At 50.6% G+C, this 13,605-nt stretch carries 13 protein-coding genes; 6 read left to right on the forward strand and 7 right to left on the reverse strand.

Annotated features, from left to right (window positions below; genetic code table 11):
* Positions 1 to 16 precede the first annotated feature (16 nt).
* Positions 17 to 1,231 carry a beta-ketoacyl-ACP synthase I gene (gene fabB / locus A10D4_RS06745; protein WP_008488548.1) on the reverse strand — a complete coding sequence of 405 codons (1,215 nt, stop codon included), beginning with the start codon at positions 1,229 to 1,231 and terminating at the stop codon, positions 17 to 19.
* A 137-nt stretch (positions 1,232 to 1,368) separates the two neighbouring features.
* Between fabB and mnmC the strand changes: the two genes are divergently transcribed.
* Entirely contained in the window at positions 1,369 to 3,249 is a 1,881-nt protein-coding gene (gene mnmC, locus A10D4_RS06750) for a bifunctional tRNA (5-methylaminomethyl-2-thiouridine)(34)-methyltransferase MnmC2/FAD-dependent 5-carboxymethylaminomethyl-2-thiouridine(34) oxidoreductase MnmC1 (protein ID WP_008488549.1), read from the forward strand.
* A 22-nt stretch (positions 3,250 to 3,271) separates the two neighbouring features.
* Here mnmC and A10D4_RS06755 read toward each other — a convergent pair whose 3' ends face one another.
* The gene (locus A10D4_RS06755; protein WP_008488550.1) at positions 3,272 to 3,544 is read right to left on the reverse strand and encodes a YfcL family protein; all 273 of its coding nucleotides are present in this window, start codon (positions 3,542 to 3,544) and stop codon (positions 3,272 to 3,274) included.
* A 99-nt stretch (positions 3,545 to 3,643) separates the two neighbouring features.
* On the opposite strand from A10D4_RS06755, the gene fldB reads away from it, so the two are divergent.
* Positions 3,644 to 4,183, forward strand: a complete 540-nt coding sequence (gene fldB / locus A10D4_RS06760) for a flavodoxin FldB (RefSeq protein WP_008488551.1) — start codon at positions 3,644 to 3,646, stop codon at positions 4,181 to 4,183.
* A gap of 60 nt (positions 4,184 to 4,243) precedes the next feature.
* Here fldB and A10D4_RS06765 read toward each other — a convergent pair whose 3' ends face one another.
* Complete coding sequence (locus tag A10D4_RS06765) at positions 4,244 to 4,693, reverse strand: HIT domain-containing protein (protein ID WP_008488552.1); 450 nt, start codon at positions 4,691 to 4,693, stop codon at positions 4,244 to 4,246.
* 178 nt (positions 4,694 to 4,871) lie between these two features.
* Between A10D4_RS06765 and A10D4_RS06770 the strand changes: the two genes are divergently transcribed.
* The 3 genes from A10D4_RS06770 (at position 4,872) to map (ending at position 8,381) form a co-directional block, all read left to right on the forward strand.
* Entirely contained in the window at positions 4,872 to 7,259 is a 2,388-nt protein-coding gene (locus A10D4_RS06770; protein WP_008488553.1) for a zinc-dependent metalloprotease, read from the forward strand.
* A 143-nt stretch (positions 7,260 to 7,402) separates the two neighbouring features.
* Positions 7,403 to 7,621 carry a ParD-like family protein gene (locus A10D4_RS06775; protein ID WP_040502722.1) on the forward strand — a complete coding sequence of 73 codons (219 nt, stop codon included), beginning with the start codon at positions 7,403 to 7,405 and terminating at the stop codon, positions 7,619 to 7,621.
* Positions 7,602 to 8,381: a type I methionyl aminopeptidase gene (map, locus tag A10D4_RS06780; protein WP_008488556.1), complete on the forward strand. Its 780-nt coding sequence runs from the start codon at positions 7,602 to 7,604 to the stop codon at positions 8,379 to 8,381. The genes A10D4_RS06775 and map overlap by 20 nt, the downstream gene beginning before the upstream one ends.
* Here map and A10D4_RS06785 read toward each other — a convergent pair.
* From A10D4_RS06785 to A10D4_RS06800, 4 genes are all read right to left on the reverse strand, one after another.
* Positions 8,376 to 8,774: a TM2 domain-containing protein gene (locus tag A10D4_RS06785; RefSeq protein ID WP_008488558.1), complete on the reverse strand. Its 399-nt coding sequence runs from the start codon at positions 8,772 to 8,774 to the stop codon at positions 8,376 to 8,378. The genes map and A10D4_RS06785 overlap by 6 nt on opposite strands.
* Before the next feature lie 12 nt (positions 8,775 to 8,786).
* A complete protein-coding gene (gene yidD, locus A10D4_RS06790; protein ID WP_008488559.1) occupies positions 8,787 to 9,059 on the reverse strand; it encodes a membrane protein insertion efficiency factor YidD in 273 nt (90 codons plus the stop codon).
* A gap of 4 nt (positions 9,060 to 9,063) precedes the next feature.
* Positions 9,064 to 9,288, reverse strand: coding sequence for a DUF4177 domain-containing protein (locus A10D4_RS06795; protein ID WP_008488561.1), 225 nt, complete (start codon positions 9,286 to 9,288; stop codon positions 9,064 to 9,066).
* Between the two features lie 219 nt (positions 9,289 to 9,507).
* Positions 9,508 to 11,154 (reverse strand): M28 family metallopeptidase, encoded by a 1,647-nt coding sequence (locus A10D4_RS06800; protein ID WP_008488562.1) that lies wholly within the window; start codon positions 11,152 to 11,154, stop codon positions 9,508 to 9,510.
* A 198-nt stretch (positions 11,155 to 11,352) separates the two neighbouring features.
* Between A10D4_RS06800 and A10D4_RS06805 the strand changes: the two genes are divergently transcribed.
* Positions 11,353 to 13,515 carry a TonB-dependent receptor gene (locus tag A10D4_RS06805; RefSeq protein WP_008488563.1) on the forward strand — a complete coding sequence of 721 codons (2,163 nt, stop codon included), beginning with the start codon at positions 11,353 to 11,355 and terminating at the stop codon, positions 13,513 to 13,515.
* The last annotated feature ends 90 nt before the right edge of the window (positions 13,516 to 13,605 follow it).

The following is a 13,605-nucleotide window of genomic DNA, read 5'->3' on the forward strand; positions in this document are numbered from 1 at the left end:
TTCAAGCAGAAAACGCTTAGCCGTTATATTTGCGTAACACTAAGGTGGCGTTGGTACCGCCAAAACCAAAGCTGTTCGACATCACGGTGGTCAACTCGACATCTTGCGCTTCACGTACGATACGCATGCCGTCCGCTTTTTCATCAAGGTTATCGATGTTAATCGACGGCGCGACGAAGTTATTCTTCAGCATCAGTAATGAAAAAATCGCCTCGTGTACGCCGGCTGCGCCTAAAGCATGACCAGTCATCGCTTTAGTGGCGCTGATATAAGGCGTTTGCTCAGGGAATACTGCACGAATCGCCTCTAATTCTTTGACATCGCCTACCGGCGTGCTGGTACCGTGAGTATTCAAATAGTCGACCGGGCCATCAACGTCTTGCAAAGCCATTTGCATACAGCGTACCGCACCTTCGCCAGACGGCGCGACCATGTCATAACCGTCCGAAGTGGCGCCATAGCCGACAATTTCAGCATAGATTTTAGCGCCACGAGCTAACGCCGTCTCTAGCTCTTCAATGACCAAAATACCACCACCACCAGCCGGTACAAAGCCGTCACGGTCGGCATCGTAGGTACGCGATGCTTTCTCTGGCGTATCATTATACTTAGTGCTTAACGCGCCCATGGCATCAAACTCCATGCCTAGGGTCCAGTGTAGCTCTTCACCGCCACCGGCAAAGACTCGGTCTTGTTTACCGAATTGAATCAGTTCGACGGCATGACCGATACAATGTGCTGAGGTCGCACATGCCGAGCTGATTGAGTAGTTCACACCCTTGATTTTAAAAGGCGTCGCCAGACAAGCCGAAGTGCTCGAGGCCATGCAACGAGGCACCATATACGGCCCAACTCGCTTGACACCTTTTTCGCGCAGAATATCGGCAGCGCCAACTTGATGCTCACCAGAACCGACACCGGAACCGGTCACAATACCGGTGCGAATGTTCGAGATCTCGTCTTCGCTTAAACCAGCATCTTCGATTGCTTGCTGCATGGATAAATAAGCGTAGGCAGCGGCATCGCCCATAAAGCGCATGGCTTTACGGTCAATATGCTCTTTCGGGTCTAACTTAACGTTACCCCAGACCTGACAGCGTAAGCCCATTTCGGCAAACTGCTCGGAACGGGTAATACCTGATTTGCCGCTGCGTAACGACGCTAAGACTTCTTCTTGATTGTTACCGATGCTCGATACGATACCGAGGCCGGTGATCACTGCACGTCTCATTCGATTATCCTGTATTGCTAATGCGCACCGTATAGTAACGAAGCGCGAAGAAAAAGTGGTCTGCTTTCCACAATTATAGCGGTCAAACTGATAAACTTGTCGGTATTTCTTCGGCTTATTTGACCTGCGTGGTAGTTATGGCAAAACCTGCGTCGCCTATCGTCGACAATCTACAAGCCGCCGCCGTTCATTTTAACGAGCAAGGCGTACCGGTGTCAGACACTTTTGATGACATTTATTACTCGAACGACGATGGATTAGCCGAAAGCAGTTACGTGTTTGTGCAGCATAATGGATTAATCGAGCGCTGGCAAAATCTGCGCGCCGAGGAATGCTTTGTCATTGCTGAAAGTGGTTTCGGGAGTGGTCTCAATTTCATTAATGCGTGGGCGCAATTTGAACAGCACGCGCCAGCTAGCGCACGCTTGCACTTTGTTAGCTTTGAAAAGTATCCATTAACTGTGGATGCCTTACGCCAGGCGCTATCGCGATTTACTCAATTGGCACAGTACAGTCAGCAATTAGTGGCCGTGTATCCGCTCCCCGTCGCCGGTTTATTCCGCTGTCGGTTAGCTCAGGGACGGGTAACTTTAGATTTAATTTTTGGTGATTTGCTGCACACCTTACCGCGTTGGCAACAGCAAGCCAAAGCCAGTGTTGACGCATGGTTTTTAGATGGCTTTGCACCGGCTAAAAATCCCGATATGTGGCAATCCAGCCTCTACCAAGGCATGGCGGTTAGCGCCAAGCCTGATGCCAGTTTTGCGACTTTTACCGCCGTTGGCGCCGTCAAGCGTGGCCTACAAGCAGCCGGGTTTCAGGTCGAGAAAGTACCGGGCTATGGTCGTAAACGCGAAATGCTACGGGGCCAATTAAGCAGCGCCGACAAGCCGCAACAAAAGGCTAGCAACCCCCGTACCCCGGCACCGGTAGCGGTAATTGGCGCTGGCATTGCTGGCCTTAATACCTGTTACGCGCTACAACAACGCGGTATCGAGACAATATTAATTAGCACCGCCGTTGCCGATGGCGGTTCCGGCAATCGCCAAGGCGCGGTTTATCCACAGCTGCACGCCGAAGCCACCCCGCTCAGTGATTTTTATCATGCGGCATTTCATTACGCTCAGCATTGGTATCCACAGGTGGCCGCCGACCACTGCCATTTTGATGGCTTGTTGCAACTCGCCTTTAATCCACAACGTGAACGTCGTTATCGCGCTGTGGCGGCACGCTGCCCAGCGGCATTGGCGATTTGGCAAACAGCGGCGCAGTTACGCCAGCAGACCGGACTAGCGATTCAACAAGATGGGCTTTATCTAGCCGGTGCGGGTTGGCTAACACCTGCCGCTTTACTCAGCAGCTTACTAGCACGATTCCGCGGTCAGCACTATCAACAAACCGTTACACAACTGCAACCCTGTGGCTCGGACTGGCGCTTGAGTTTGGCGAATGGTAGCGACATCGTTGCTAGTCAGGTCGTGCTCGCTAACGCCCATGCCGCGACCGAGTTATTACAGCCACTGGCGATCGAGCTGCCGTTGCGACCCGTGCGTGGTCAGGTCACGCTGGTACGCGCATCATCAGAAGCCACAAGCGGCTTGGCAGATAACGCCAAGGTCATTTGCCATAAAGGGTATCTAACCCCAGCTTGGCAAGGCGTTCATTGCGTTGGCGCCAGCTTTGTGCGGGGTGATACTGACGTCAGCATACGCGCTAGCGAAGATCAGCAAAATATCGACAGCTTGCGCGAACAGCTACCCGATATCGCTGCGCTTGAGGTGGTTTCATCGCGGGCAGCAGTGCGCTGTAGCACGCCCGATCACTTACCGATAGTCGGGGCACTGACAGCGGCTCCCGGATTGTTTACGCTGTTAGGACTGGGCTCACATGGCCTGACCGCGGCACCGCTATGTGCCGAATTGGTGGCGGCAGCTTTATGCGGCGAACCTGCACCGCTATTACCCCAGTTAAGCGAACGTCTCGCCCCGCAGCGTTTTGCGGCTAAGCGCGGTGAGTAGTAAAAGCTCGCGCATCGGCTGTTTAAGCCGCCGCGCGTGCCTGCAGACGCTGAATCAAGTTATCAATATGCGCTTGGTCGGCCGGTGTCAGTTCATGTCGGGTTTGGCTAACCGCTGCCTGTAAGGCCGGGAACAACTTCTCGGCATCGCTTTCACCAGCCATTTCAAGTTGCGCCACGACCAAGTCGAAATGGCCGCGTAAATACCCACTGGCAAAAAGTTCGTCGTCATCGCCATCGACCACGGCCTCATCAAAAAGCGGTTCTACTTTATCGACCAACTGCTGTAACTGCATGTTTATCCTGCCCCAGAAACGGTATGCCTGAAAAAAATCTGGCGTTATTATACGGACGGATTTGCTACAATGCACGGACGTTACTTGCAAGGAGTCGTAATGTCGTTAAAAATCGGTCTATTTTACGGTTCGACCACCTGTTACACCGAAATCGCCGCGGAACGTATTCAAGCCGCTATCGGTGACGATATTGTTTATTTGCATAATATTAAAGATGTGCCCTTAGCCGATATGCAGGCCTTTGATATCTTAATTTTGGGCATTTCAACATGGGACTTTGGCGAATTACAGGAAGATTGGGAAAGTCATTGGTCAGATATCAACGAGCTGGATTTAAACGGTAAAATCGTCGCTTTATTCGGTATGGGCGATCAACAGGGCTATACGGATTGGTTCCAAGATGCGTTAGGCATGTTACATGACGCCATTGCCGACAAAGGTTGCCAGCGCATTGGTTTTTGGCCCAATCAAGGCTATGAGTTCGCAGCATCGAAAGGGCTTACTGAAGACGGGCAACAATTTGTCGGACTCGCCTTAGACGAAGATACTCAGTATGACTTAAGTGAAGCCCGCATCGAGCAATGGACCACACAAGTTCTGGAAGAAATCGCCACCGTCCTCAGCGCTGACAGTGAATGACGACTCATGACAGCGGCGTGTTATTAACGCCGCTCGTTGCCACTATCTTACCCAGCTTAACTACCCAACAGCGGCCGCCAAGCGCTGCTGCCAAGCAGCCACTTGCTGCTCTGGTTGTAGGTAGGGTTGCGCCGCACTATGGCCCCAGACCGGTCCCGGCCAAGCCGGATCACCAGGATGCCGCAATACCACATGCAGGTGCAGTTGCCGCACCATGTTACCCAGCGCAGCAATATTCACTTTCGCTGGTGACACTGCTGACTCACCGAGTAACAGCCGTTGATGTTGCTGTAAACATTTGCTGGCATCGTTGACCTCGCGCCACAATTGCTGCTGCTGGGCGTCTGTTAACGTCGATATTTCTTCGCAGCCTTGTAGGCGTGGTATCAACAATAACCATGGATAACGTTGGTCATTCATCAAGCGTAACTGACACAAGCGCCAGTCGACCAAATACCAGCTATCATTGGCTAAACGGTCATCTAACTCAAACTGATCAGGGTGTTGCATGCAAGCTCCTTGAGCGCATTCAGGTTTCGGTTGCGCTTGACGGGCAATGACGAGCCTCGTTTGCTGCTTGCCCACATTTAGCGCAAAAAACAGGCAATTGATGTCATCGCTTTAGCCCCGCCCGCCGCTTTGGTATAAGCTAACCCGTTCGAATCACAGATAATAATAAAGGTTAACTATGTATCGCTCACTGCTATTGGCGTTGCTGCTGTTGCTGCCTATCGGCGCGCAAGCCGCAACCGCCGAGCAATTACCCACTATCGACGACTATGTCGCGGGCATGCAGACCGAAACCGGTTATTTTTCTTTTTACTATGACAACAACAATGACCGGGTGTTGCTTCAAGTACCCAAAAACACCACTCAGTTCATTTTACAAACCAGCTTACCTTGGGGTCTCGGCTCTAACGATATTGGCTTAGACCGCGGGCAGCTCGGCGATACGCGATTAGCCGCTTTCGAGCAACATGGTCAACGCGTGTTGCTGCGCCAGTTTAATACCGAGTTTCGCGCCAATACCGATAACGCTGCCGAACGAGCATCGATCGATCAGGCTTTTGCCGATTCGGTATTATGGGGCTTCGATGCGGTCGCGGCGAGCGATGCCTATCTACTGATCGATTATACTCCCTATCTGCTCAGTGATGTGCATGGCGTCAGTCAATCATTAGCCGCCTCGCAACAAGGTCAATATCGCGTCGATAGCAGCCGTTCGGCAGTCTATTTGGCGCGCAGCAAGGCCTTTCCTAAAAATACCGAGCTGGAAGCCATGTTGACCTTTGTCGGTGAAGCGAGCGGACAATACGTGCGCGATGTCGCCGCAAATGCCGACGCCATTACGCTGCATTTGCACCACTCGTTTATCGAGTTACCCGATGACAACTACAGTCCTCGCCGCTTCATGACCAATAGCGGCTTTTGGTCGGTGGGTTACCAAGACTACGCAGCGCCTTTGGGCGAGCCATTAAGGCAACAATTTATTCCACGCCATCGGTTACAAAAGAAAGACCCACTAGCCAGTACCAGCGAAGCCGTGCAGCCGATTATTTATTATCTTGATGCAGGTGTTCCTGAACCGGTCAAAGGCGCCTTGCTCGATGGCGCTAAATGGTGGAATCAAGCGTTTACCGCAATTGGTTATCGCGACGCCTTTCAAGTCAAAGTGTTACCTGCCGATGCCGACCCGATGGATGTTCGTTACAACGTCATTCAATGGGTCCACCGAGCCACCCGCGGTTGGTCTTATGGCTCTTCGATTATCGATCCGCGCACCGGTGAGATCATTAAGGGCCATGTCACCCTAGGCTCTTTGCGAATTCGTCAGGATATGGCCATTGCGCAAGCGTTATTGTCACCGTTTAGCTCGGCTAAGTCCGAGCAACAGTTAAAGCAGGCTATCGAACAAATGGCGTTGGCGCGTATTCGCCAGCTTTCTGCTCACGAAATTGGTCACACGCTGGGCATTGCACATAACTTTGCCGCCAGTGTCAGCGATCGTGCTTCGGTGATGGACTATCCACACCCATTGGTCAGCATTGATACCGATGGCTCGTTGTCGCTAGCACAAGCCTACGACAGTGGCATGGGGGTTTGGGATAAGCAAGTCATCGCCTACGGTTATAGCGACTTTGGCGTCATCAGCGATGAAACCGCGCTGCTAAAACGTATTTTGCGAGAAAGCAAGGCGCTGGGTCTGCAATTTATTTCTGATGCCGACGCGCGTCCACTGAGCGGTGCGCATCCAGATGCCCACCTTTGGGACAATGGCAGCGATGCCGTTACTGAGCTAGAGCGCGTGCTGGCAGTGCGCGATGTGGCTCTGGCACAGTTTGGTTTGGATACGCTACCAGCAGACCAGCCAGTCAGTCGTTTACGCCAGCTACTGGTGCCGATTTACCTGCTACACCGCTATCAAACCGAAGCGACCGCGAAAATGTTAGGTGGTTTTGACTACAGCTACGCGGTTAAGGGTGACGACTTAAGTAAAGTCGGTGCAGTCAACGCACGTCAGCAACGCTTGGCATTACAGCAATTAAAGCAAACGCTCAGCGTCGAGGTGCTAAAACTCCCTAGCAGCATCGAAAAGCTGCTGCTACCGCATGCTTACGGAGACCGCGCTAACCGCGAAAACTTTAATGGCCGCATGGGCTTGGTGCCTGACCCGGTCAGTATGGCCGAAGTCGGCGCACAACTGACCGCGCAGTCGGTGTTTAATAGCGCTCGCCTAAATCGCTTGGCTTGGCAACACCAGCAAGACGATGGAGTCCCCGCGCCCAGCATGGTCGCCGATACACTCTTAACAGTTAACGATCTGGAGCAGTCGGCGCTCAGTCAACGCATTCATTTTGTGGTGTTAAATGCGTTAGTTGAGGTGCTTGATGACAACAGCTTAGCCCCCGAAGTACGAGCCAGCTTATGGCGTTACTTAACTCAGTATCAGCAGCGTTTAAATAAAAATGATGACTATCAAGGTTATATTCAGCAACAGCTGGGCGCTTACCTAGATGGTGGAGAGTGGTCGGTGAATTATACGCCGCGCGCTATACCACCTGGCTCACCGATATAATCGCTACGGCTCTGCTTGACCTTTTAGCGCCCGCTGCAATTTTGTAGCGGGCGCTTTTTGTTGTGGATACGCCAATGCCCTACTATTGACATATCCGTCGCCAACATACAAAGTGTAGCAAAACGTATATATTTTGGATGGTCATGGGTATCGTTAAAATATCAGACACGTTGCATGAAGAAGTACGCAAAACCAGCGCAGTCATGGAACGCTCAATCAACGCCCAAGCGGAGTTTTGGCTAAAAATAGGCCGCTTAGCAGAACAAAACCCCAGCTTAACTTACGAGCAGATATTAGCGCTTGAAATGCGTGCTCAAGCAGTCACTTCGGTAAGGTTAGAACATGAACCTGTCGCTGATTAAATCAACCGATGCGATCCAGCACATGCGCGAATCGGGTCGCTTGTTAGCTCAAGTGTTTGCGCAATTAGACAAATTTATCGCTAGTGGTGTGTCGACAATGGCGATTAACGATTTTGTCGAATCCTATATTGTTGATACGCTGCACGCGCGACCCGCGAGCAAAGGCCAGTATGGCTACCCTTATGTGTTGAATACGTCGATCAACGAGGTGGTTTGTCACGGTGTGCCGTCCGCCGCTAAGCGTTTACGCGACGGTGACATCGTCAATGTCGATATTACCCTAGAAAAAAACGGTTATATTGCCGATAGCAGTAAAATGTATGTGATTGGTCAGGCGTCGGCAATCGCGCGCCAGCTAGTTGATGTTACCTACGCTGCCATGTGGCAAGGTATCGCCTGCGTCAAACCGGGTGCAACGGTAGGTGATATAGGCCACGCCATTCAACGCTTTACCGAGCAACAAGGCTTTAGCGTAGTACGTGATTATTGTGGTCATGGCATTGGTCAAGCCATGCACGAAGAACCGCAAATCATGCACGTGGGTCAAGCGCGTACTGGTATGACGCTGGCTGCAGGCATGACGTTTACTATTGAGCCGATGATCAACCAGGGAAGCTATAAAACTAAACAGAAAAAAGATGGTTGGACGGTGGTCACCCGCGATAAAAAATTATCGGCACAATGGGAACACACCGTGCTGGTTACCGCAAATGGTTACGACGTGCTGACCTTGCGAGATGATGAGCAGCCGCCTTTATGATTTATCCTTGAGTTGACCCATTTTGACTTGCTGCAGTAGATCACGTATTTGTTGATTGTTATGGCGATGGACAATATTTTGCGCATTGAATAACTGCGGCAATTCAATCAATAAGACGGCGACAATCAAGCCACCCCCTAACCACGGCAACGGTTTTAGTAATAAGATACCAATTAACATCAGTACCAAATTAACCATGCCTCGCGCGAACTTACCTAGATAAAAGTGGTGCAGGCCAGCCAAAAAGAAGTAATTTAATACCGCATAGGTATCCGGATCTTTTAAGCGTTGTTGCTCGTGTCTGAAGTAACACTTGCGTTGCTCGTCACTGAGCTGCCGAATTTGCTGACGCAGTTGTTCTTCTTCATCATTTAGTCGTTCCGACGTAGACATCAACTCAACCTCTTATTCAATATCATGTTGGGATCGTTGGCAGCGAGTTTGCCTAACCGAGTGCGGCACCGGATCAAGCCGTTTTTCGACACAGTCAGGATCGTTACAGCGGCAAATGCGTCGCCAACCAAGCCGACAACCACGCACCAAACCAAACTTTTCGATGGCTCGATAAGTATATTCCGAGCAGCTGGGTTGGAAATTACAGTCAATATTAAAAAAACGCTTAGACCCACCACGACGTTGATAATAACGAATCGCTTTAAGTACTGAACGTTTAATCATACTGTTAGCGTGCCAACGTAATAATCGCGGCTTCCCGGGTCCAGAATAAAAAGAAGCGCTTTTGTTCTAATACCTGAAACACTAACTGCCAGCCGTCGGCGGCTTCACGGTTCAGCGTCGATTCGATCTTTTTCAGTGGCAAGCCACTGGAGCCAAGCAGCAAAGTACCGCAACCGCCCTCTGCGACATGAATCACCTTATATTCACTAAACCGTTGTTGAGTTTGCATGCGATTAATCCCTTATTTGATTGCTAAAAATGTTAGCCAATAACGCAATATGCTTTTGCCTAAAGTGCCACGTTATCGGCGCTGCGTAAACTGAGTATATGTAATTCATATAAGCTTTTGAATAAATAATAAAAAAGCCCCAAGTTGCTACTTGGGGCTTGGTTTAGTTTGTCATTGAACGACAGCGACAGAACGCTCGCTGAGCTCAATTAGTAGCGGCTACTGACCGCCAAAAGTTTTACCAAAGAACGAGTCGGCCAACCAATGTGGGCGTTCGTCGGCGTTGGCTACTTCTTTACCAATTTCGTAGTTAATATCGGTAAACACCGCTCCCGCGTCATAGTTGATCGGCAACGACGGCTGGTCGCTTGGGCGGTGATAATGCTCAGCAAAGAATTTACCCCACACTTCGCCACCGTCTTCATCTTCATTTTTTGAGGTAAAGCCGGTCATTAGGAATACCGCCGGAATGCCCTTTTTAACCAAGGTGTAATGATCTGAGCGAGTAAAAATGGCTTGTTCAGGCATCGGGTCCGGACTGAGTTTAATGTCGAATTTGCCAGCGGCTTTAGCCACCGTATCACCCATGCTTGAATGGTTGGCACCAAAAGCAATAACATCAGCAAAATCGTACAACAGAACCGGCATATCTAGGTTAACGTTAGCGACGATGCTGTGTAATGGTACGGTTGGGTTGTTAGCAAAGTAATCGGCACCTAATAAGCCTTTTTCTTCCGCTGTGACCGCCAAAAACATGATTGAACGACGCGGCGCTTGGCCCGCATCGACGAACATGCGTGCGGTTTCCAACATCACCGACACACCAGCGGCGTTATCCATGGCGCCATTATTAATGTTGTCGTCGCTGCTTAAGTCTTGGCTCACACCGATGTGATCGGCGTGCGCAGTATACAACACGTATTCATCGGCCAAACTCTCGTCACTACCCGGTAAAATCGCGGCAACGTTAGGGCTGGTCAACTCTTCGTGGCGCGATTTGCGGCTCAACGTGACCGAGGCATTCAATTCGAATCCTTTTGGACTCTGTCCCTCTGCCAGCTGCTCAAATACGCTATCCAAAGACTGCTCAGCATTAACAAATAGTTGTTGTGCCGGTTTTGAATCGACATAAGCCGTGCCTAATAGACTCTCATGCACACCATGTGGTTTACCCTCGGCGTCTAACCAATGCATGCGAGGTAATTTGGTATAAATCAAACTACTTTTGTAGGGGCGTACTTTTTCGCGCTGTGGCGTGTGAATGGTAATGATGCCTACTGCACCGCGCTCAGCAGCTAAGTCATCCTTAATGCTGTTTAAGTGCGCACCCTCTTCGCTGGGTAAATCGTCAGGACGGCCAGTCACCATCACCGCAATCTTACCTTTAACATCAAGCCCCTCATAATCATTGATACCGAACTCGTCGGCGACCATGCCATAACCGACGAAGACCATCGGTGCCGTAACTTCGTCGGCTTCAGAAAAAGCACTGGGACCGGTAGTGAAGTCGGCTGGGAACTCCAACGCAACATCGCCGTTATCGGTATGCACGATCATACTGGCACTACGGTCAACTAAATAACTCTTACGCGCTGGCATACGTTGAAAGTAAGTACCGTTATCACCGCCCGGTTGTAAGCCCATTTGCTTAAACTCTGAGGCAATGTATTTGGCTGCGATTTCGTGACCGATGCTGCCGGTGTCACGGCCTTTTAGCTCATCACTAGCAAGAAACTCTAAGTGCGCACGAATGGCTTCGGGGTTAGCTTCTACCGCTTGTTTTTGCTGCTGTGTGGGTGCCGCTTCGCCACACGCATTTAGGCTAATGGCTAGCGCCAACGCCGTCATTGCAGAAAGTAATTTCATTGACTGATTCCCGTCATGATTAGTTATTCGACTAAATTGTTAGCTCGCCTAGTCTACCCAAGCTAAAGACCAGTCACCAGCTTTACGCGACAAATGGTAGTTGCATCGCGGGCAACATCCCTGTAATGTTATATTATCACAGAGGCAATTCACGAGTCCGCTCGTTACTCGATAATCGTACCATCAGGGAGTCAGTCAATGTTACGTCGTTCCTCATTATCGTTGGCGATTCTAGCCAGCTTGAATGTAGGCCAAGTTGCCGCACAGCAACAAGATGCAGAAACTCAAGTCAAACCCAGTGAAGTTATTGTCATCACTGGTTCACCGCTGGACAAAACGGCGCTTAACTCAGCTCAGCCAGTCAGTGTTTTATCCGGTGATGAATTACGTCAAAGCCAAGCTCATACGCTGGGCGAAACGTTAGCCACCGAACCCGGTATTAACAATACCCATTTTGCCAATGTCGCTGGTAGCCCGATTATCCGAGGTTTAGATGGACCTCGGGTGAAAATCACACAAAATGGTTTAGATGCTGGCGACCAGTCACGTGGCAGCCCCGATCACGCGGTGACCACCGAAACCACCACAGCTCAACAAGTCGAAGTATTTCGTGGCCCGGCAACATTGTTGTACGGTAGCGGTGCTATCGGCGGTGTTGTCAACGTCGTCGATAACCGTATTCCGGAACAAGCCTTAGACGGTGTGCGCGGTAATTACAGCGTGGGGGCGAATAGCGCCGCCAATCAAAAAGAAGGCAGCTTTAGCGCTGATGCCGGTAATGGGCCGGTGGTTTTTCATGTTGACGCCTTTGCCCGCGATGCGGATGACTATGAAGTTCCCACTTTCACCAACGACGAAGGCGAAACCAACGATAAAGTCGAGAATACCTACATCGAATCTCAAGGTTTGAATTTAGGTGGCAGCTACATTGGTGATCGAGGTTTTATCGGCTTCTCATTTGGTCGTATGACGCAAGAATACGGTATTCCCGGTCACGAACACGCACATGAGCACGAAGAAGAAGAACATGATCATGAAGAAGAGCATGCTCACGAGCACGGCGAAGCTGGTCCATTTGTCGATTTAGAACAGAATCGCTACCAGTTAGCTGGGGCATTAAATAATCCATTCGCAGGCTTCGATAAAGTCGAATTGCGCGCCGCCTACACCGATTACACCCATAGCGAAATTGAAGGCGGTGTTGCCGCCTCAACCTTTGCCAATGAGCAAACCGAAGTGCGTATCACCGCACGCCATCAGCCACTACTCGGCTGGCGCGGTGCAGTTGGCTTGCAATGGAGCGATAGTGACCAAACTAGCCACGGTGAAGAGGCTTTCGCTCCTGATTCGACCACCGAGTCGACCGGTATATTTTGGGTGCTAGAACGTGAATACGCGGGTTTTAACTGGGAAGTCGGCGCGCGTTATGAACAAGTCGATATTGATACCGATGAGTTAGGCGACTTCAGTTATAACCCGGTCTCGTTCTCGGCTGGCTTTACTCGTCCGTTGACCAAGCAACTATCGATGTCGCTGAATTTTAGCCATGCCGAACGTCCGGTTTCCGCGACCGAACTATTGGCAAACGGTGCCCACCTGGCTACCCGTACTTATGAATTAGGCGCGCTCTATGAGCTAGAAGAAGTTGCACCCGAGCATTACCACGTTGAACGTCGCGAGGGTAAGCCGGAGCTGGAAAAATCGAATAACATCGATTTAGGCTTCCACTTAGAACAAGGTGACTTCCACGGCCAAATCAACTTCTTCTACAACAATGTCGATGACTTTATTTACGAGCGCTTTACCGGTGTCGACTCCGCCGATCTGCACATCGAAGATCATGACCACCACGAAGAAGAGGCAGGCGGTGAGCATGAACACGACCACGAGCATGACCACGGTGGTGCGCTCAATGTCGTACAGTTCACGCAAGCCGATGTTGAACTATATGGTTATGAAATCGAAGCAGCCTGGCAATTGGATCGCAATTGGACCGTATCTGGTTTCAGCGACTACACCCGCGCTAAGCTAAAAGATGGTGGTAACTTACCGCGCATTCCTAGCCAACGGATAGGTGCCGATGTGAGCTATCAGGCACAAGCATGGGATGCCAAAGTCGGTTACATCTACTATGCCGAGCAAGAGCGTATTGCCGCCAATGAAACACCCACCGATAGCTACGGTTTGTTAAACGCGCAAGTGAGTTTCTACCCACAAGCATTAGCGCGTAACAACATGACGCTATACGTCAAAGCCGAAAACATTACCGATGAGTTAGGCTTCGTCCACAGCTCGTTCTTAAAAGACGATGCACCGGTCACCGGTCGTAATTTCAGCATTGGCCTACGCGGCGAATTCTGAGTCTCCCCCAGCCCGCCGTTAGGCGGGCTTTTTTATTGGCCTCGCCATTAATCGCATTTCAGCTTCATATTCATCGACAATTTAACGGCA

Origin of the sequence: Idiomarina xiamenensis 10-D-4, from assembly GCF_000299895.1 — a bacterium.
GTDB classification, from domain to species: Bacteria; Pseudomonadota; Gammaproteobacteria; order Enterobacterales; family Alteromonadaceae; genus Idiomarina; species Idiomarina xiamenensis.

Bases quoted from the DNA above. Each gene is read 5' to 3' on its own strand.
- fabB (WP_008488548.1), bottom strand. From the start codon at position 1,231: ATGAGACGTGCAGTGATCACCGGCCTCGGTATCGTATCGAGCATCGGT.
- mnmC (WP_008488549.1), top strand. From the start codon at position 1,369: ATGGCAAAACCTGCGTCGCCTATCGTCGACAATCTACAAGCCGCCGCC.
- A10D4_RS06755 (WP_008488550.1), bottom strand. From the start codon at position 3,544: ATGCAGTTACAGCAGTTGGTCGATAAAGTAGAACCGCTTTTTGATGAG.
- fldB (WP_008488551.1), top strand. From the start codon at position 3,644: ATGTCGTTAAAAATCGGTCTATTTTACGGTTCGACCACCTGTTACACC.
- A10D4_RS06765 (WP_008488552.1), bottom strand. From the start codon at position 4,693: ATGCAACACCCTGATCAGTTTGAGTTAGATGACCGTTTAGCCAATGAT.
- A10D4_RS06770 (WP_008488553.1), top strand. From the start codon at position 4,872: ATGTATCGCTCACTGCTATTGGCGTTGCTGCTGTTGCTGCCTATCGGC.
- A10D4_RS06775 (WP_040502722.1), top strand. From the start codon at position 7,403: ATGGGTATCGTTAAAATATCAGACACGTTGCATGAAGAAGTACGCAAA.
- map (WP_008488556.1), top strand. From the start codon at position 7,602: ATGAACCTGTCGCTGATTAAATCAACCGATGCGATCCAGCACATGCGC.
- A10D4_RS06785 (WP_008488558.1), bottom strand. From the start codon at position 8,774: ATGTCTACGTCGGAACGACTAAATGATGAAGAAGAACAACTGCGTCAG.
- yidD (WP_008488559.1), bottom strand. From the start codon at position 9,059: ATGATTAAACGTTCAGTACTTAAAGCGATTCGTTATTATCAACGTCGT.
- A10D4_RS06795 (WP_008488561.1), bottom strand. From the start codon at position 9,288: ATGCAAACTCAACAACGGTTTAGTGAATATAAGGTGATTCATGTCGCA.
- A10D4_RS06800 (WP_008488562.1), bottom strand. From the start codon at position 11,154: ATGAAATTACTTTCTGCAATGACGGCGTTGGCGCTAGCCATTAGCCTA.
- A10D4_RS06805 (WP_008488563.1), top strand. From the start codon at position 11,353: ATGTTACGTCGTTCCTCATTATCGTTGGCGATTCTAGCCAGCTTGAAT.